Source organism: Pseudomonas putida (genome assembly GCF_025905425.1).
Classification (GTDB): domain Bacteria; phylum Pseudomonadota; class Gammaproteobacteria; order Pseudomonadales; family Pseudomonadaceae; genus Aquipseudomonas; species Aquipseudomonas putida_AF.
This window is the reverse complement of record NZ_CP109603.1, coordinates 3,281,618-3,300,000: the sequence shown is the minus strand read 5'-3', so window position 1 is coordinate 3,300,000 and position 18,383 is coordinate 3,281,618. Positions and strand designations below refer to the sequence as shown.

Here is an 18,383-nt window from a genome sequence, read left to right as displayed (position 1 = left end):
ACAATGGGAGTGAAAAACTCCCACGCCGAAAGACCAAGGTTTCCTGCGCAACGTTAATCGACGCAGGGTTAGTCGGTCCCTAAGGCGAGGCTGAAAAGCGTAGTCGATGGAAAACAGGTTAATATTCCTGTACTTCCAGTTATTGCGATGGAGGGACGGAGAAGGCTAGGCCAGCTTGGCGTTGGTTGTCCAAGTTTAAGGTGGTAGGCTGAGATCTTAGGCAAATCCGGGATCTCAAGGCCGAGAGCTGATGACGAGTTGCCTTTAGGCGACGAAGTGGTTGATGCCATGCTTCCAAGAAAAGCTCCTAAGCTTCAGATAACTGGGAACCGTACCCCAAACCGACACAGGTGGTTAGGTAGAGAATACCAAGGCGCTTGAGAGAACTCGGGTGAAGGAACTAGGCAAAATGGCACCGTAACTTCGGGAGAAGGTGCGCCGGCGAGGGTTAAGGACTTGCTCCGTAAGCCCATGCCGGTCGAAGATACCAGGCCGCTGCGACTGTTTATTAAAAACACAGCACTCTGCAAACACGAAAGTGGACGTATAGGGTGTGACGCCTGCCCGGTGCCGGAAGGTTAATTGATGGGGTTAGCGCAAGCGAAGCTCTTGATCGAAGCCCCGGTAAACGGCGGCCGTAACTATAACGGTCCTAAGGTAGCGAAATTCCTTGTCGGGTAAGTTCCGACCTGCACGAATGGCGTAACGATGGCGGCGCTGTCTCCACCCGAGACTCAGTGAAATTGAAATCGCTGTGAAGATGCAGTGTATCCGCGGCTAGACGGAAAGACCCCGTGAACCTTTACTATAGCTTTGCACTGGACTTTGAATTTGCTTGTGTAGGATAGGTGGGAGGCTTTGAAGTGGGGACGCCAGTTCTCATGGAGCCATCCTTGAAATACCACCCTGGCAACTTTGAGGTTCTAACTCAGGTCCGTTATCCGGATCGAGGACAGTGTATGGTGGGTAGTTTGACTGGGGCGGTCTCCTCCCAAAGAGTAACGGAGGAGTACGAAGGTGCGCTCAGACCGGTCGGAAATCGGTCGTAGAGTATAAAGGCAAAAGCGCGCTTGACTGCGAGACAAACACGTCGAGCAGGTACGAAAGTAGGTCTTAGTGATCCGGTGGTTCTGTATGGAAGGGCCATCGCTCAACGGATAAAAGGTACTCCGGGGATAACAGGCTGATACCGCCCAAGAGTTCATATCGACGGCGGTGTTTGGCACCTCGATGTCGGCTCATCACATCCTGGGGCTGAAGCCGGTCCCAAGGGTATGGCTGTTCGCCATTTAAAGTGGTACGCGAGCTGGGTTTAGAACGTCGTGAGACAGTTCGGTCCCTATCTGCCGTGGACGTTTGAGATTTGAGAGGGGCTGCTCCTAGTACGAGAGGACCGGAGTGGACGAACCTCTGGTGTTCCGGTTGTCACGCCAGTGGCATTGCCGGGTAGCTATGTTCGGAAGAGATAACCGCTGAAAGCATCTAAGCGGGAAACTTGCCTCAAGATGAGATCTCACTGGGATCTTGAATCCCCTAAAGGGCCGTCGAAGACTACGACGTTGATAGGTTGGGTGTGTAAGCGCTGTGAGGCGTTGAGCTAACCAATACTAATTGCCCGTGAGGCTTGACCATATAACACCCAAGCAATTTGAGCCTAAGACGCCGAATTGTGGTGGTGAAGACGAAATAACCGAAAGTTCGTAACCACAAATATCGCATATCCGAATTCGCTGGGCTGTCCATCTGGGCATTCTGGCTACAGAATTTCTTGACGACCATAGAGCATTGGAACCACCTGATCCCATCCCGAACTCAGTAGTGAAACGATGCATCGCCGATGGTAGTGTGGGGTTTCCCCATGTGAGAGTAGGTCATCGTCAAGATTCATTTCGCAAAACCCCTATCTGCGCGAGCAGGTAGGGGTTTTGTCTTTTCCGGCGTGCGATAGCAATCGCGCCACCGGGCGGCATTCATCCATCGTTGTGGGAGCGGGCTTGCCCCGCGATCTGCCACAACGCGGCAGCAAAGCCTGAATTCGCGGCGTCTTTGACACTACTTGATATCGGGTACAGGAGCGCTTCGCACTCCATCGCGGGGCAAGCCCGCTCCCACAAAACTTTTCGTACAGAGCCTAATGAAAGATGCGTCATCTATGCCTGATGAATCACGGGGCAATGCTACCCTCGTGGAAATACTCAGCATGGATATCCATCATGGAAATGAACTGGCACCAGGCTTTGCAAGAGAGCCTGAGTTGGCTGGCAATCGCCTCGTTCATCACCTTGGCCTGCTTCGCAGCAGCCGCGACACTGGCCGTACGTTTTACACGCTGGGGCAGCCAATTCTGGCAACTGGCCGGGTCGTACTTCAGCTTCAGGCGTAGCTGGCGGCCGTTGTTGGTATTTACCCTGTTACTGGTGATGACGCTGTTCTCGGTGCGCATGAACGTGCTGTTTTCGTTCTGGTACAACGGCTTCTACAGCGCCCTGCAAGGTCTCGACCAGACCGCCTTCTGGTACTTGCTCGGGGTGTTTGCGGTGTTGGCCACCCTTCATGTGTTGCGCTCGTTGTTTACGTTCTACGTGACACAGGCCTTCAGCATTCGCTGGCGAGTCTGGCTCACCGAGCGCCTGACCCGCGACTGGATGCATGGCGATGCCTATTACCGTGGCCAGTTCCTCGCCGAACCGGTGGATAACCCCGACCAGCGCATCGAGCTGGACGTTAACGCTTTTGTCACCAACTCTGTGTCGCTTGCGCTTGGCGCGGTCAGCGCGCTGGTGTCGCTGGTGGCCTTCACGGGCATCCTGTGGGGGTTGTCGGCACCGCTGGCAGTGGCTGGGTTCGAGATTCCACGGGCGATGGTCTTTGCCGTGTACCTGTATGTGATCGTCGCGACCTGGATCGCCTTTCGGATCGGGCGCCCATTGATTCGCCTGAACTTCCTCAACGAAAAACTCACCGCTAACTTCCGTTACGCCCTGATGCGTCTGCGCGAAAATGCCGAGAACATTGCCTTCTACCAGGGGGCCGAGGTCGAGCGGGGCACGTTGATGGGCCGCTTTGGCGCACTGATCGTCAACGCCTGGGCACTGGTCTTCCGGAACCTGAAGTTCAGCGGCTTCAACCTTGGCATCAGCCAGGTCGCCGTGGTCTTCCCTTTCATCCTCCAGGCGCCGCGTTTCTTCAGTGGCGCTATCAAGCTTGGCGACGTCATGCAGACTTCCCAGGCGTTTGGCCAAGTGCAGGATTCGTTGTCTTTCTTCCGCGAGTCTTACGACGCGTTCGCCCAATACCGTGCCACCCTCGATCGTTTGACTGGCTTCCTTGATGCCAATGAACAGGCCAGTTCGCTACCGCGCGTCACGACCGAGGAGCAGGCACACGCCTTGGATATCACCCGTTTGCAGGTACTGCGCCCCGATGGCCACCCCCTTATCGCCGACCTCGCCCTAAGCTTGCGAGCCGGTCAGGCGTTGTTGATCAAAGGGCCCTCGGGGAGCGGTAAGACCACCTTGTTGCGTGCGCTGGCGGGGCTGTGGCCCTACGCTGAAGGTGAGGTCAGGCGGCCCATTGGGCACCAGGCGCTGTTCCTGTCGCAGCGGCCGTATCTGCCGTTGGGCGATCTGCGCACTGTCATCGCCTACCCCTCGGCAAGCGTGCCAGAGGACCAAGCGCGCATGCAGCAGGCCTTGCGCCAGGTCAACCTGGCCCACCTTGCCGAGCGCCTGGATGTCAGTTGTGACTGGTCGCACATACTCTCGGTCGGTGAGCAACAACGCCTGGCGTTTGCCCGCGTGCTGTTCAACCAGCCCCAGGTGGTGTTTCTCGACGAGTCCACCTCGGCTATGGACGAAGGGTTGGAGCATACGCTGTATGCGCTGTTGCGCAGTGAGATGCCAAACACCTTGCTGGTCAGCGTCGGCCACCGCAGTACGTTGGCAGCGTTCCATACTCATCGGCTGGAGGTGGACGGGCATGGCGGCTGGTCAGTGATGGAGCAGCAACCGGTGCACGTTCCGGTTTAGCGGCTGGGGGGGGGGGCGGGGAATGGCGATACAACGTCAAGGCTGATGCTCGGGATCCTGCATCAGGATCAACTCGGCCCCATCGTTGCGCACATTCCCTACCTCCTTGCCCACCGCAAACCACTCGAACGCCTCCACCGGCAGGCATCGCTCCCGCGCGAGGCGTTCGGCGTGTTCGGCAGGTACATCAGCGTCAATCCATTCGCGAGCATCCACCGGCCCCAGCACCAGAGGCCGGCGGTCATGGATGTCGACCATGCCCTGGTCGCTGGCCGCAGTGATGATCACGAAGCCATCGCCCTCGTTAGGCGCCATCCCCGTGTGCACCTCGGCCAACGCGGCCATGAACATCGGCGCCTGGCTTTTCAAGCGGATGAAGTACGGCTGCTTGCGCTTGGCATCGTGTGGGTCGGCCACCCATTCGTACCAGCCATCTGCCATTACCAACGCCCGTCCCTGAGGCCAAAGGGCCTTGAAGAACTTGCCTGTGGTCACTGTCTCGACCCGCGCGTTGATTGGCGCCGGGTGTTTGCGCGTGGCCCAGAAAGGTGCCCAGCCCCAGTGGCAGGGGTCGATGCGCAGGCCGTCGTCGGCAGTGTGCAAGATCAATACCTGGCTACCAGGGGCAACGTTGTAGCGGCCGATCGGCAGGTTGTCGTAGCCGCTGATCACGTCCTGTTCGGCGTTCAGTTCACGCAGGTAAACGGCCAGACCCTGGTACTGGGCGAAGCGTCCACACATGGCATGTACCCCCCCACTTGTCGAAATAACCTACGCCGAAATTGACCTGATACTCAGCGGACCGATACTGTATCTATATACAGTTAAATTCAAGGCCGTGCCATGACTTCCATTCTGGGCCCCATCACCTGCGGTAGCGGCGCTGTGCCGCGTTATCTGTTCCGTATTCCGGCAGGCTTCCCGTCGCCGGCGGTGGACCACATGGAGCAGCCCATCTCACTGGATGAACTGTTCAACCTGAGGGCCCCGCACATGTATCTGGTCAGGATAGACGGTGACAGCATGCAGGGTGCCGGGATCTTCGATGGCGACCTGGTGCTGGTGGACCGCTCCCTCGAAGCGCGGCATGGCCAGATCGTGATCGCTGCGGTCAATGGCGAACCGCTGTGCAAGCGGCTGCACCGCTTTGGCGGGCAGGTGGCGTTGCGCTCGGAGAATCCGCGTTACCCCCCACGATACATCCTGGAAGGCGACGAGTTGACGATCTGGGGCGTGGTGACTTTCAGCGTGCGCAGTCATGATCTGAAATAGTCACTAGGGCCGTTCAGCGCAGCAGGCCAACCCCGACAAGGGTGGCCCCTGCGAACGCCGCGCCGAGCAAGAACGTAGCCTGGAACCCGACCCCATCCCACAACAGCCCCGCCACCACACTCGCGGCCAGCAGCGCAACGCCGGTTAGCAGGTGGAACAGGCCAAACGCGGTACCGCGCAGGTTGGCCGGGGCGCTGTCGGCGATCAACGCGGCAAACACGCCCTGGGTGAAACCCAGGTGCAGCCCCCAGGCCACCACCCCCAGCGCCAGCCCGGCCCAGCTCGGCCACAGGGCCAACAGCAGGTCAGCCACCACCAGCAGCCCCAGCCCGGTCATCAGCACGCCACGCCGACCGAGCCTGTCCGACAGCACCCCGGCGGGGTAGGCCGACAGCGAATAGGCCAGGGCCATCACCACCAGCACGGCCGGTGCCCATACTGCGGCCAGGCCCATGTCCTGGGCACGTAGCAGCAGGAAGGCCTCACTGAAGCGCGCCAGGGTAAATACCATGGCCAGGGCGATCAGTCGCCAGTAGCCAGCGCCAAGCCGCATCAGTTCACCCATTGCCAGCGGTGAGCGCACAGGCCGTGTCACCGGCGTGGCTTCGGGCTCGCGGACAAACGCCACGAGGGTGACGACCGCCAGGCATGCAGGGATCACCGCAACCCAGAACACCGTCTGGAAATGGCTGGCCGTGAGCCACATCAACAGGATCGCCAGCAACGGCCCAATAAAGGCACCGACCGTGTCCAGTGCCTGGCGCAGGCCAAACGCTGCGCCGCGCAACTCGGGCGGTGTCACATCGGCCACCAGCGCATCCCGCGGCGCACCCCGGATGCCCTTGCCCATGCGGTCGACGAAACGCGCCGCGATCAACCCGTCCAGGCCCGAGGCCAAGGGGAACACCGGCTTGGTCAGCGCGCTCAGGCCATAACCCAGTACTGTCAGCAGCTTGCGCTTGCCCAGCCGATCACTCAGCGCGCCGGAAAATACCTTGGTGATCGATGCCGTCGCCTCGGCGATGCCTTCGATCACGCCCACCGCCACCATCGAAGTGCCGAGCACGGTGACCATGTACAGCGGCAGCAGGGCGTGGATCATCTCCGAGGAAATGTCCATGAACATCGACACGAAGCCCAGCGCCCATACACTGCGGGGGATCTTCTGCACGCCTTTGGCGGTGGCTATGTGCTGGGTTTTTTCGGCGCTGCGCATCGCTGGCCTCGGCATGGTGGCTACGTTCGAAACTGTAGGAGCCTGGGCCCAGGATGCAAATCGGATGAGCGGGTAGCGGCAGCGGCGTATCGGCGTGATTAACTGTACATAAATACAGCATCCATGATGCCGGCCGATGAACCCTTCTCCCGTTTTCGCCCTGATCGATTGCAACAGTTTTTACGCCAGTTGTGAGCGTGTGTTCCGCCCCGACCCCGGTTGCGTACGCCCATCGTCGTGCTCAGCAACAACGATCAGAGGGATTCCATTCGTTAGTAAATCGTTTACAGTCCGCACGCTTTTCTTAGGGGGCCAATAGTAATGATACGGCCGCCCGCGCCTTCGGCACCAGCAACTGCCCGCTGTCTATGCTGTCAAGTCCGGCCAGGCTGCGCAGCAAAGTGGTGCCGATCTCTGACGTCTCCACTCGCGGATGAATTAGTTGCACAGTTTCAATGTAATCGACCGATGGAAGCGAATGCCTCCACGATAGTTAACATGGCACCTCGTAGTGTTAGTGGCATCACCGACTACTCAACTCATATGCGCCCTGTTGTGCTCATTGCGGTGCATCGTCGCGCTTGGGGTTTCATTGAAGAGTTTTCGGTATTCGCTCGAGAAACGGCCCAAATGACCGAATCCCCATTCGGTAGCCAAGCCGGAAATGCTGCTTCCATGACCGCCTTTCAGGATCTGCTTGCGAACTTCAGCCAAGCGGTATTTTTTAAGATAGGCCATGGGCGACATACCCATGTGTTTTTTAAATCCATCGAAGAGCTTGAAGCGTGATACGCCGGCTACTTTTTCAATATGCTCTAGCCTGAAATCTTCCCGTGCATGGGTATGTATGAAGTCTCTGGCGTGGACTAAATAGGACGGCAACCGGCCAATCAAACTCTCTTGTATCTCATCGCTGTAATTACTCTGCTGTGCAAGTATCAGCCCTCTGACCAACGCCAGTTCAATATTTTGCGAGAACAGGGTCTGATCGAATAATGCGCCGCCTTGCTCCAGCTCAGTCACGAAATGCCCAATAAGACGCCACCAAGAAGCACTCGCCCCTGCCTGCGCGTCCATCACGGGATCAAAACTGATCGGAGCCTGAACGGGATGCGACAAAATGTCTTCGAGCGCCTGCCTCATGGTCACACGAGGAATGACGACCGACAGTTTCTTGCAGTTGCCGGTCATCGACAGCTCTTGACGGTGAAAAGGGTCAACAATCAAGCCGACATTTGGATTGGACTGAACACGCCCCCCCAGATGAAGCAGTTCCTGTTCGCCAACCAGAGGCAGGCTCAGGCTATAGCTGTCCAAGTGCTTAGCCCCTTCAAGACCAACGCAGACGTCGGCGCCGTACTCCATGGTCCCAACGGTCGTGGAACAAGAACCAAACACGCGCGCACTGTGGCGGAACGAAACCCGGCAAGGCTGAGAGCTGTTGAGCGTGTGAGGGCCACACATTTCTTCCATCCAGGCATGTGCGCCAGCGATGTCATAGCTGCTGATTCTGATGTCCCTCGGGACAGCGGAATGAGGATTCATAGCAAGGCTCCACGGTTGCGTAGCACAGTGGCGCTCTTCGGCGCCTATACGGATTCACTCAATAACCGCGCCAAACACTCGCGGCGCGGGCACTCCAAATTATTCGGATGTGTACAACTGATTTTTCGGATATTTAAAGATATTAAGTGACAAAACGTGCATGTGAGCTGCACCCATCGTTAGCGCGAAAGAACAGCGCGCATCAAAAACGTTACTTAAAAACCCATGAAAACCGTCCTCGCCACAATGCTACTCATAACCTGGGCCTCTCTTAAGCGGCTGTTCGTTTCCAAGGTCGCTCTGCTTATAAGAGCGCTTTGAAGTAATGATGAGGCGTTTAATTGATGTGGGTATTTTCAGATGCCTCACAATGAACTTTGACATGTGCGCGACACGCTAGACTGTCCTTTGGGTGCGTTCAGACACGCTTGCGCGTTCGGACACGTTTTCTTCCGGGGTTTTTCAACGCGTTGCACCCAAGTATTTCAAGGTGAGCCTGAGTGCAACGTTGACCCTGGCAGTATTACTCAGCGCTGTAGATAAGACGCACAACTTCCTTTGTCGTTTCGATGTAACCAACAACATCGTCTTCCGTCATCGGCAATGTCAGCCCGACCTGGCCTCTGTGCACCGGAAAGTATCCACGCGTGGCCATTTCCAAGGCGTAAATACCCATGTTGTTATCGTCAATCTTGTGCCAGTAATCACGATGCGTCGTGATGGTCTGGCCCAGCGCGTGGGTAAATGCAAAGGCGAACACCGAAAACGAACCAAAAATGCTGAAGGGGTAGCGGTGTTCTGCCGCCCAGGTATTGAGTTCGGTTTTGATTTTGTAAGCCATCTCGTTCAGCTTGGCATAGGCTTTCTGGTCCATGGCTTTCATGCAAGCAATGCCCGCAGCACAGGCCAATGGATGGCCATGGTGAGTGCCTGAAATCATGACCTGATTGTTTTCGAGAACCTGGAAGACTTCCCGGCTGCCACCGACTGCGCCAATGGGCAGGCCACCGCCAATCATCTTGCCCAGGACCGTCAAGTCGGGCTTGATTTCGTACACGCTTTGCAGGCCGTTGTAGGCGGCGCGCAACGTGACCGTTTCATCGACGATGAGCAATATACCCAGCTCTTTGGTCAGTGCGCGGATTTTCTGTACAAAGGTTTTGTCCAGTTCGATGATCCCCCCCGCGCAGGCTTGAAGCTCCATGATGACGCAGGCAATGTCTTCCGAATTGCCACGAAGGATTTTCTCGCAGGCTTCGAAGTTGTTTTGAATCAACACAATGACATTGTCACTGACGTGATTGGGAATGCCGTCCGAATCCGGCAATGCCTTTGGATTGAAATCCGGGCCCGGGAAGTTATCTGGATTGGGGTGCGCCGAAATCGCAAGGTCATCAGTAAAACCATGATAGCCGCCCTCGAACTTGGCGATTTTTCGACGGCCTGTATAACCCCTGGCGATTCGCACAGCGCTCAGGCATGACTCGCTAGCCGAACACGAGAACTTAACCTGCTCGATGGATTCAATCCTGTCGCAAATCAGTTTGGCCAGCTCCAGCTCATGATCGCTAGGGTTGCCGAAAGAAAAACCGTTGGGCAGCATGTCGACAATTGCTTTGATGATGTCGGGATGGTTATGGCCCAACACGTTGGTTGAAAAGTTGTTGTTAAGGTCTAGCAGTTTTCTTCCGTCAATGGTGTGGATGTATTGTTTCTCACCTTTCTCCACGAAGATGGCATGCGGGCCGAAAGCGAATGTACGCCGGCTGAACCCCCCTGGAATAACATCTTTGCCTTTTGTGGTTTCTGCTTTTGACCGATAGAAGGCTTCTGAAAAATTTTTGATGGATTGTTGATAGTCAAGTTTCATGGTGACTCCCGCATTGAAATCAGACAACAGTCTGTGTAGCGTGCTGGCGTTTAACGGCGCCAGCACTTAGGTTAATCAAGAGGTAGGCCTGTGCATGTCATGCCGGGCTTTCATTGGGCATTGCCTGGTCTGCTTGCCATTTCCCGTTGATGATCCCGAGGATGGCTGCGACGGGCACCAGCCATGGCAAGAAGCTGACCATCTCGGATTGAGAGCCGCTCAATTCCTTGAAGTTGGTCAGTGCGAGCACCACCACAACAATCAGGCCGGCTCCTCCCACTACAGGCGCAACGAATCCTTGCCAGAAAAAGCCGACCTGTTTCTTTTTAAAGTAGGCAAGGACTGCAATGGCCCCCATGGCCTGCAAGACAAGGATCGCCAGCGTGCCAAGGGCAACCATCCACATGTAGAGATTGCTCATCGGGTCTGCGCCGGTCAGCATGAAGGCGAGCACGATGGCCAGAGAGACCAGGCTAACCGCCAAACTTGCGTAGTAAGGACTGCAGTGTTTTGGATGAACCCGGCCCAGCGACCGAAACAGGAATTTCGAGCGCGCCAGTGAGTAGAGATAGCGGCACAGCGCGTTGTGAAAGGAGAGCAGAACCGCAAACAGGCTGGTCACGGCCAGCACTTGCATCCACTCAGTGGACCACAGGCCGACATAGCGTGTGTTCATGTTGAAAACAAAGTTGACCAGATCACCTGTGGCTGCCGCTTGTATATCGCTGCCCGTGTAAGCGATGCCCAGACACCAGGTGGTCAGCGTGTAGAAAATGCCGATCAGCGCGATGGCGATGTAGGTTGCAATTGGGATCGTTCGGTTCGGGTTTTTAGCTTCTTCCCCGTAAATGGTGGTGGACTCGAAGCCGACAAAACAGGCAAACGCGAACATCAGTGCAACGCCCAGTCCGGGTGTGCTGAAATCTTGCGGAATAAAGTTCGAGAAGGTCATGTCCGCTGACGGGGCTTTAAGCAAGACCGCGATATCGAACACAACAAGTATCAACACTTCCAGAACCATCAGGCAACCCAGAATTCTGGCGGATACGTTGACATCCAAGTAGCCAAATGCTGCGACGATGACAATGGCAAAAAACGCACTGATTTGCCAACTCACCTCAATGGCCAGGAAATTTTTTATCAAGTCTGAATTGAAGGCAGCAAAGGCGCCGTAGATCCCGCTGAGCATGCAGACATAAGCAAGGATCGCGATGCCGGACCCTGCGTATCCGGCTCGTTGGCCGATGCCCACTTCGACCAGTTTGGCAAATCCGCCCGCGCTGACGATGTAACGGCTCATAGCGGCAAAGCCGATGGCGAAAAGAATCAGTATGACGGATGCGCACAAGTAAAGACTTGGCGCGCTTCGGCCGGCTATGACAAAGACTGCGGGTGAACCGCCGAGCGTGGCGCCAAGTGGCGCAGCCGCGGCGACCACAAAAAATACAATGTCGGACACTCCCAGAGAACCTGTTTTCAGGTGCTGCGTCTGTTCGTGGTTTTGCATGTCTTTCTCCTGGCGAATGAGCGAGGACCTCAAGATCACTCGATCACTAGAAGTGTTCCTGAGTACGCCTTTTAAGTAGCGCTATTGCTTGACCTTAAAACGCTGGGCATGCACGACAGCAGGCACTCTATAGCGGGATATTTGAGTTCACTGCTACGATGCCTGACGCCAACTACCGGCGATGCCGGTCATCGTTCAGGTGACAGGATCAATAGGTAAAGTGCGTTCGGTAGTGGGTCTACGGCAGAAGGAAAGAATTTGGATTTTTTCATATTTCGCTACCTATTATTTTTATTTGAGCGCCTGCGTGTGTTCGTCAATAGGTTCGGCATTCGACGCAACGTAAATCCTGAGTGCACCTTGCATCGACAGGGTGGGCGTCGCTAACGTTTCAGCACTTACACGGAGATTTTGTTAACTGGCAGGTTGAGTATGTGACTGCCTGAATAGGGGTTCAACGCACAAACCCTGATCGATCAATCACGAATTCAGATCAAAAAAACGCGGGTCAGGTCTGGTGCTGGCAGGGGCAACCAGAGGGTTGAAGACGCCTAACGCTTCAGGCAAGCGAGACGATGTTGAAGACCTGAGAGGCGCAGTACCGTAACGCTCTGATCCCGGGGCTGCGGTTGCCTTCAAGCGTGGCAAGCGACATCGTACTGTAGGAGGCGTCTTCAATCGGGACGTACCGAATGCCGGGATGGTTGTAAGCCTTGGTTAACGATGAGGGGAACGTATCGAACGCGCCTCCGTAGGCCACTGCGAAGATGACCTCGGAAATGGTTTTGACGTTGGCAGCCACCTCGCTCGGGCTGTTTCTGATGTCGGCAAAGCTCCAGTATGAAATCAGATCCGCAGGCGCGCCCTCGGCGGGAATCGCGAACGGTTTGTCGAGCAGGTCTGAGACCTTGAGTGACTGGGCGGTCGCAAGGTCGTGTGTAGAGGGCACTACGGCCACTCTCGGTTCCTTGAACAGCTCGATATATTCCAGCCTGTCGTCATACATTGGAATGCGCATCAACACCACATCAACATTGCCGCTCACCAAGGATTGAACCTGATTGGTCATTTGCAATTCGACAAACACCAACCGAACGTCCGGATTGAGTCGTTGGAAAAGTGCAAACATGGGGTGTGTGTATTCTGCTGCTTGATCGCTGAACAAACCGACTTTGAGAACGGCCCGTTTTTTGTCCGCCAGTGCTTTGCACGCCTCAATCGAGTGGTGCATATCCGCAATGATCACGCGTGCCTTATCTAGGAAAATCTCACCGGCTTGTGTAAGCGTCACCCGGCGATTGGCCCGCTCGAACAGTCGGAACCCCAGTTCACTTTCGAGTTTGGCGATCTGCGCGCTCAGTCCTGACTGCGCCATGTTTTCAATTTCTGCCGCTTTGCCGAAGTGCAGGGTTTCGGCCAGTCTGACCGCAAGCAGTAATTTCTTTGTGTCCATGGTCTGTGCTTCGCACCTATGGGAGTCGCTTGTTCTCCAAGCGAGAATCGCACCGGCACGTTACCCAGCGACTGCGCGTCGCTGAGTTCGTGGCGTTGGTTTGCAACGGGTGCCGCTCAGTCGGTACCGGTATCATCCGCTTTCGGGACTTGGCGACCGAGACTGGCGGCGCCGCCGGTTTACGCTAAAACAGCCTGCGCCAGTTGGTCTATCCATTGACGCTGAAAGGTCAACGTTACCTTCCTGGGTTGCTGCAACTCAATAGCCTCCAACATGGGGTCGTCGACTTCAGTACGCACGCCTGACATCTCTTCAATCGTCGCCAGCCCACAAAACGGTACGTAGACTTCGGCATAACCCCCCTCATGCACCAGGACCATCCGGCCATCGCATAGGTGCTCGGCGGCTTGACGGACTGCTCGGGTCATCAGGCGGAACGATTCACTGTGCAGCAACATGCGCGCCATGGGATCGACAGCGCTGGCGTCGAAGCCGCAGGCAACGATGATCAGCTCGGGCTTGAAGCGCTCCAGAGCCGGGAGAACGATGCGTTCCATCGCGTGCATGTAAGCGCCGTGACCACTGCCCGCTGGCAGAGGAATGTTGATGTTCGCTCCCAAACCTTCTCCAAGACCGCGATCCTCCTCGCCGCTGTACCCGTGCGGGAAGCAGCCGTCTTGATGCAGTGAAATGGTCAGCACGTCACCACGGTTTTCGAAAATCGATTGGGTGCCATTACCGTGGTGCACGTCCCAGTCGATCACAGCCACTCTGCCCAATCCTCGGTGAGCCTTTGCAGCCTCGATGGCGATGGCGATATTGGCCAGAAAGCAAACGCCCATGGCGCCATCCGCGAGAGCATGATGCCCCGGTGGTCGCGACAGCGAGTAGGCGTTGTCCACCTCGCCGCTCAGCACGGCGTCCACCGCAGCCATTGCCAAGCCGGCGGAAAGTTTAGCGATTTCGTAACTCCCCGGCCCGATAGGCGCTTCAGGTCCAAGGTAGCCGCCACCGGCGTCGCTCATGGCTTTGAAGCGCTGCAGATACTCGGCGGTATGGACCCGTAACAGATCCTCCTCACTGGCCGGGGCTGCACTGCGCTGGAGCAAGTGCTGGCCAAGCCCGGACACATCCACCAGGCTTTTCAGGCGCCGCTTGCTTTCCGGCGATTCGGCATGAGCAGTGCTTGCCGATGGCTGAATCCAGCCGCCAACAGGCACACACAGAACATGAGCGCTCTGAGTGTGCCAAAAGCTCAATTCATCAGAAAAAAACGCGGTATTTCGTTTCATCGGACTCTCCAGTTAAACGAGGCAAAAGTGAGTGAATCAATGCGTGGATATCAATGAAGTCAGTGCAGGAAGTCGCGTGTTCGAGTGCTCATGCCCGCACTTCAGGACGCTGATTCAAAACACATGAACCAGACGTAACAGGCCTTCGGTGCCCGCGTAGTTGTTGGTTGCCGCCACATTTTGCGAAAGGCTGAACATCACCTGGTTCTGCCGGTCGAGCCAGTGCCCGACTTCAAAACCGACCTGGGTGTAGCGCCTGTGGGTGCCGTCGATGCGCTGATTGTTGATGCGCAACTCGCCGCCATCGGCCTGTATCAGCCGAACCGCGCCATAGGTGCTCTGGGTGAAGTCATAGGATGCGAAGGCTTGCAGGCGATACAGCGGACGCTGTTCAAGATCACTGCCGTAGTAGTCGTCATTCTTGCCGTAGATCTGGGCTTCGAGGTTGGCTTCCAATACCCACTTCTCACCAACGCCTTGGGTGTAGTTGTAAAGGAAGGTGGTCCCCCACCGATTGGCGCCGGGCGAAACATCCGGGTTCTGGCTGTGGTACTCGCCCACAGGCAAAGTGATCAACGTCAGCAGGCCGCTGTAAGTCCGGGAAGCCGGATCGTTGATGAAAAACAACGTGCCACCAAACTGTGGATCGCCAAAACCCCTTTCGCTTGTATGGTCGCTGGCGCCTGGCAAGCGCGCATTGATATCAACGAACGGAAGAATGAATTGCGGAGTGCACAACATGCCGCAGGCGTCGGTGTATAGCACCTGGCGATAGACCACGGCGTTGATGTTCAGATCGGCCTTGCCGGTGCTGTCAGCCTTACCATGGAACTCATTGTTGCGGATGGCAGGAAAATACAGCGCGCTCAGCATCGTGCCAGACGGCGCGCCGAAGAAATCCCGGGCGTTGAGTTCAGCAGCCTGGCTGTCCAGGCAGAGCAGGGCGCCTCCTAAAACCAGCGTCAGGTTGCGCAAGCTTTTGTGCTTCATATAAAGGCCTCTCGTGTTTTAGTTGTTGTTTCGGTGATGGCATCGCCTGTACTTGGCAGTTGAAAAATGGGCAATACGCGCCCGTGACCGTCAGAGCGACAGCACAAAAAGAACGTGAAGAAAGAGAAGGAGTCAGTCGGGAGGCGCGTGCCGCACGGTATGGAGCGATGAACCCGGGTCGCGAGCGATTTCGTTATCGGTCAGGCCCGTGTCATGGGCAGAATCACGCATTATCCTGACCTTTTTTCGAGCGGCTGATGAGAATCAGCGCAAGCGAAAACAGCGTCAGAACGGTCGCGCTGACGAGCGTCGAGTAGTAACCGCCACTGTTTTGTATCAGATGTCCGGCAATGCCTGGACCAATGGCAACGGCACTGGCGATCACCAGGTTGGCTGCGTTCATCAAGCTACCGCTGGGTGCCAGTTCGTTGATGCGGGCAAGTAGCAGTGGCACGACGAATGTCCAGGTGAACTTGAATGCGAGGGCTGCGATGGTGAAGCGGAGCAGGTCGGGTTGCCCCTGCAACATCAAAACCGCTGCGGCCATTACTGCATAGCCGATGATCAGCAACAACGATCGCGGTAACCGGTCGCCGATCACTGCGGCACAGCCGGCGCCAATGATGCCCATCACGGTGGCGATGGCCAGAATTTCTCCGGTGTCCTGAGCGTTGAGCGAAGCCGAAGAGCCGATCGAGCCAATGAACGTCCATACGCCGCTCAAGCTGAGGTAGAAACAGAAAATGGCCAGCAACCCCAGGGTGACCTTGCTTTTGTTCAATTCGGGAGTGGAGATTATCTTGGTGCTGGAAATGCTGGCAGGGAAGGCGCGTACCAGAGGCAATACCACCGCCATCAAAGCAGCCAGAGCGATGTAACACGCCGCCAGGCCATAGTGCTGGAACAGTATTGGAAGAACCTGCAAGCCAATAGCGCCCACCATCAGCTGACCCAGCAACCAGAGCCCGTAGACCCTGTTCGCATTGGGCAGTGAAGCCGCGGTGGACATGCATATGATCATCAACGAGCCACCGCCGAGTGCGGTGAAGAATCGCAATGCCATCAATGTGTTGTAATCCGCGATGACTGCGGAAATTAGATTACCGATGATGAACACCAGGCCTGAAATGCAAGCGGCTTTGCGCAAGTCAACGCGCTTGAGCCACCAAAATGCGGGCACCCCGGCAAGGCCCATGGCCCCCAGTTCTGCCATGAAGAGGTTGCCAATCTGGTCTGGATTCAGACCCCACTGACTGGCAAGTTGCGCGGCCACTGCAGGGGCGGTCAGCAGTATGGACGGTGTGAGGGCCGCAACCAGGACGATAGCGGCCAGCAGAGACCAGTGGCGGGTATGAGTGGTTTGCTGTGGGTGCACGGTGTTGATTGAAGAGGTCATGAAGCTGCTCCGGGACAAGTTTTTGTTTAGGCGATTGGATCGCCTGTATGCAGCGGTTAAAAAATGGGCAATACGCGCCCGTGGCCGTCAAAGTGACAGCACAAAAAGAAGCTGAATAAAGAGAGGTGATCAGTCAGGAGGGGCATGTAACAAGTGCGCGATGCGCGCCTTGTCCTTTACCCCGAGCTTGCCGTAGATGGCCCGAATATGGTGGCGCACGGTATTGGGTGATAAACCTAGAGCCCGGGCGATTTCTTTATAGGTCCTGCCTTCGCCAAACCCTTGGGCGACGTCGTTTTCTCTGGGGCTGAGCTGAGGAAGCCCACGGTTGATTCGCGCAGCCAGCAGGAACTGGTTGCCCACGGGCAACGCTTCGATATGCACCAGCTTACCTACATGGCCACACTCATCCAGCGTAACGGGGAGGGTGGGGCCGCTCCAGCGCGGCCATTCCTTGAGTAGCAGGTCGACGAATCCGCCTTCGGCACATTGCAATACCCCGCGCGGGTCACACACTGCCAGGGCCAGGTTGCGCGGGCTGGTCAAGGTCTCGCGCATGGCCACTAACGTGCGGATCTGATTTGCCGACACGGCGGCTACCAGATGCAACATCAAGTTGTTGAGGATTTGGCAGTCCAGTTCGTTGAACCGAGGTGCGTTGGGGCTGCGGTAAAGGGCAAGGTGATCGCTGAGATTGGTTTGCGGGTCAACGTACACCACGCACATCCATTGACCAATGCCATAGCGCTCGCCCAGCCAGTTTAGGCCCGGGCCATTGGAGGGATCGCGCATGTCCACAATCACGGCCTGACCTGGCGTCTTGTGGACCCGTTCCACTGTCACGTCGAGGTGGCGGATAGAATGCCAATCCGACAGGTAGCTCGGTGGCAAGTTGTAGAAATGGGGGCTGTGCTCTTCCGGCAAACCATCGATCATCGCTGCGCGCCCCCACCATGCGCTGTCGAAAGCAATCAGTTGGCTGATCCGTTCCAGGGCGCGTTGGTGGAAGTGCTCTATATCCTCGTGCTGCGCCAGGCGCTGAAAATCCAGAGTCAGGCTGCTGAAAGCCTGCAACAGGCCAACGTGTTCATCGCGGTTCATGGGGATTCCTCTGTGGGACGTTCTTATTATTTTTCGTCACAGGTTATTCAGGCCGGGTATTCGATGAACGGGGCAGGGCCTGATCGGATTATGGTCGCCAGAATGGGCGAATTACCATCCTACAGATGCAGGATGTGGCGCCAGCGCTTCATGTTCGGAGCGTACATCGACATTTCGTTTTTCACACACGGCGTATTCCAGATCGTCCTCCTGGAGCCGCACGATCAGACGCTGTGCCAGGCGCCCTTGAAGCGAAGCATGCACCTTTATGGCGCTAAACGAACCGAATGCCATTCGTTTGATGAACTCATTAACTTTTGCAATATTTGCAGTATCCGAAAAGTTTAGATATCGCAGACATAAAGTCTGGTAGAGGCTTGGCAAATGATTGCGTCAGTCACACCTGTTGCTGCTCCAATAAAGCACGTTCCATAAAATGGCTATTGTTTATATGTGTAACAAGACAAGCCAGACTGACTATAAGGACTAGATTCAACTACAAAGTGGATAGACAGAGATGGTGGGGTCATATTGAATCGGTGTGCGATAAGAAGAAGTTGTGTTGTTGAATTTATTGGCAGGCGTTGTCGCTTCGAACAGTTCTCATCTGAATCATTCAAGGGTTTGGGTTGCACGCCTGAGACGTGTGCAACCCGTTCTCGCGTATGCCTATGGGTGACTGTTCTCGTTTCAATGTATCAAGTCTCTTATGT

The 18,383-nt window shown here is 56.2% G+C and carries 12 protein-coding genes, 2 rRNA genes and 1 pseudogene (1 of these 15 cut by a window edge); 4 read left to right on the top strand and 11 right to left on the bottom strand.

The annotated features are described in order from the left end of the window. The 3 genes from OGV19_RS14670 to OGV19_RS14660 form a co-directional block, all read left to right on the top strand. Nucleotides 1–1,632: ribosomal RNA gene (locus OGV19_RS14670) — 23S ribosomal RNA — on the top strand (it extends 1,261 nt beyond the left edge of the window). Nucleotides 1,633–1,767: 135 nt separating this feature from the next. Beyond that, nucleotides 1,768–1,883: ribosomal RNA gene (rrf, locus tag OGV19_RS14665) — 5S ribosomal RNA — on the top strand. A gap of 330 nt (nucleotides 1,884–2,213) precedes the next feature. Continuing rightward, complete coding sequence (locus tag OGV19_RS14660; RefSeq protein WP_264309439.1) at nucleotides 2,214–4,028, top strand: ABC transporter ATP-binding protein/permease; 1,815 nt, start codon at nucleotides 2,214–2,216, stop codon at nucleotides 4,026–4,028. 36 nt (nucleotides 4,029–4,064) lie between these two features. Here OGV19_RS14660 and OGV19_RS14655 read toward each other — a convergent pair whose 3' ends face one another. Continuing rightward, nucleotides 4,065–4,769 (bottom strand): SOS response-associated peptidase family protein, encoded by a 705-nt coding sequence (locus tag OGV19_RS14655; RefSeq protein WP_264309438.1) that lies wholly within the window; start codon nucleotides 4,767–4,769, stop codon nucleotides 4,065–4,067. Nucleotides 4,770–4,871: 102 nt separating this feature from the next. Between OGV19_RS14655 and OGV19_RS14650 the strand changes: the two genes are divergently transcribed. Further along, nucleotides 4,872–5,300: a LexA family protein gene (locus OGV19_RS14650; RefSeq protein ID WP_264309437.1), complete on the top strand. Its 429-nt coding sequence runs from the start codon at nucleotides 4,872–4,874 to the stop codon at nucleotides 5,298–5,300. A gap of 13 nt (nucleotides 5,301–5,313) precedes the next feature. On the opposite strand, the gene OGV19_RS14645 is transcribed toward OGV19_RS14650, so the two are convergent. From OGV19_RS14645 to OGV19_RS14600, 10 genes and pseudogenes are all read right to left on the bottom strand, one after another. Further along, complete coding sequence (locus OGV19_RS14645) at nucleotides 5,314–6,516, bottom strand: MFS transporter (protein WP_264309436.1); 1,203 nt, start codon at nucleotides 6,514–6,516, stop codon at nucleotides 5,314–5,316. 325 nt (nucleotides 6,517–6,841) lie between these two features. Next, nucleotides 6,842–6,922, bottom strand: a pseudogene (locus OGV19_RS14640) (sulfonate ABC transporter ATP-binding protein); the annotation flags it as partial. A 128-nt stretch (nucleotides 6,923–7,050) separates the two neighbouring features. Next, entirely contained in the window at nucleotides 7,051–8,061 is a 1,011-nt protein-coding gene (locus OGV19_RS14635; protein ID WP_264309435.1) for an AraC family transcriptional regulator, read from the bottom strand. A 523-nt stretch (nucleotides 8,062–8,584) separates the two neighbouring features. After that, on the bottom strand, nucleotides 8,585–9,931 hold the full coding sequence (locus OGV19_RS14630) for an aspartate aminotransferase family protein (protein WP_264309434.1): 1,347 nt from the start codon (nucleotides 9,929–9,931) through the stop codon (nucleotides 8,585–8,587). Nucleotides 9,932–10,028: 97 nt separating this feature from the next. After that, nucleotides 10,029–11,438: an APC family permease gene (locus tag OGV19_RS14625; protein ID WP_264309433.1), complete on the bottom strand. Its 1,410-nt coding sequence runs from the start codon at nucleotides 11,436–11,438 to the stop codon at nucleotides 10,029–10,031. A gap of 559 nt (nucleotides 11,439–11,997) precedes the next feature. Further along, nucleotides 11,998–12,891, bottom strand: coding sequence for a LysR family transcriptional regulator (locus tag OGV19_RS14620; protein WP_264309432.1), 894 nt, complete (start codon nucleotides 12,889–12,891; stop codon nucleotides 11,998–12,000). 179 nt (nucleotides 12,892–13,070) lie between these two features. Further along, nucleotides 13,071–14,183, bottom strand: a complete 1,113-nt coding sequence (locus OGV19_RS14615; RefSeq protein ID WP_264309431.1) for a histone deacetylase-like amidohydrolase — start codon at nucleotides 14,181–14,183, stop codon at nucleotides 13,071–13,073. A 114-nt stretch (nucleotides 14,184–14,297) separates the two neighbouring features. After that, nucleotides 14,298–15,173, bottom strand: coding sequence for a transporter (locus OGV19_RS14610; protein ID WP_264309430.1), 876 nt, complete (start codon nucleotides 15,171–15,173; stop codon nucleotides 14,298–14,300). Between the two features lie 223 nt (nucleotides 15,174–15,396). Continuing rightward, nucleotides 15,397–16,569: an MFS transporter gene (locus OGV19_RS14605; RefSeq protein ID WP_264309429.1), complete on the bottom strand. Its 1,173-nt coding sequence runs from the start codon at nucleotides 16,567–16,569 to the stop codon at nucleotides 15,397–15,399. A gap of 129 nt (nucleotides 16,570–16,698) precedes the next feature. Beyond that, nucleotides 16,699–17,670 carry a response regulator transcription factor gene (locus tag OGV19_RS14600; protein ID WP_264309428.1) on the bottom strand — a complete coding sequence of 324 codons (972 nt, stop codon included), beginning with the start codon at nucleotides 17,668–17,670 and terminating at the stop codon, nucleotides 16,699–16,701. Between the last annotated feature and the right edge of the window lie 713 nt (nucleotides 17,671–18,383).

Excerpts from the sequence above, each read along its gene's own strand:
- OGV19_RS14610 (WP_264309430.1), bottom strand. The coding sequence starts at position 15,173 with ATGAAGCACAAAAGCTTGCGCAACCTGACGCTGGTTTTAGGAGGCGCC.
- OGV19_RS14635 (WP_264309435.1), bottom strand. The coding sequence starts at position 8,061 with ATGAATCCTCATTCCGCTGTCCCGAGGGACATCAGAATCAGCAGCTAT.
- OGV19_RS14645 (WP_264309436.1), bottom strand. The coding sequence starts at position 6,516 with ATGCGCAGCGCCGAAAAAACCCAGCACATAGCCACCGCCAAAGGCGTG.
- OGV19_RS14615 (WP_264309431.1), bottom strand. The coding sequence starts at position 14,183 with ATGAAACGAAATACCGCGTTTTTTTCTGATGAATTGAGCTTTTGGCAC.
- OGV19_RS14620 (WP_264309432.1), bottom strand. The coding sequence starts at position 12,891 with ATGGACACAAAGAAATTACTGCTTGCGGTCAGACTGGCCGAAACCCTG.
- OGV19_RS14660 (WP_264309439.1), top strand. The coding sequence starts at position 2,214 with ATGGAAATGAACTGGCACCAGGCTTTGCAAGAGAGCCTGAGTTGGCTG.
- OGV19_RS14625 (WP_264309433.1), bottom strand. The coding sequence starts at position 11,438 with ATGCAAAACCACGAACAGACGCAGCACCTGAAAACAGGTTCTCTGGGA.
- OGV19_RS14650 (WP_264309437.1), top strand. The coding sequence starts at position 4,872 with ATGACTTCCATTCTGGGCCCCATCACCTGCGGTAGCGGCGCTGTGCCG.
- OGV19_RS14605 (WP_264309429.1), bottom strand. The coding sequence starts at position 16,569 with ATGACCTCTTCAATCAACACCGTGCACCCACAGCAAACCACTCATACC.
- OGV19_RS14630 (WP_264309434.1), bottom strand. The coding sequence starts at position 9,931 with ATGAAACTTGACTATCAACAATCCATCAAAAATTTTTCAGAAGCCTTC.
- OGV19_RS14600 (WP_264309428.1), bottom strand. The coding sequence starts at position 17,670 with ATGAACCGCGATGAACACGTTGGCCTGTTGCAGGCTTTCAGCAGCCTG.
- OGV19_RS14655 (WP_264309438.1), bottom strand. The coding sequence starts at position 4,769 with ATGTGTGGACGCTTCGCCCAGTACCAGGGTCTGGCCGTTTACCTGCGT.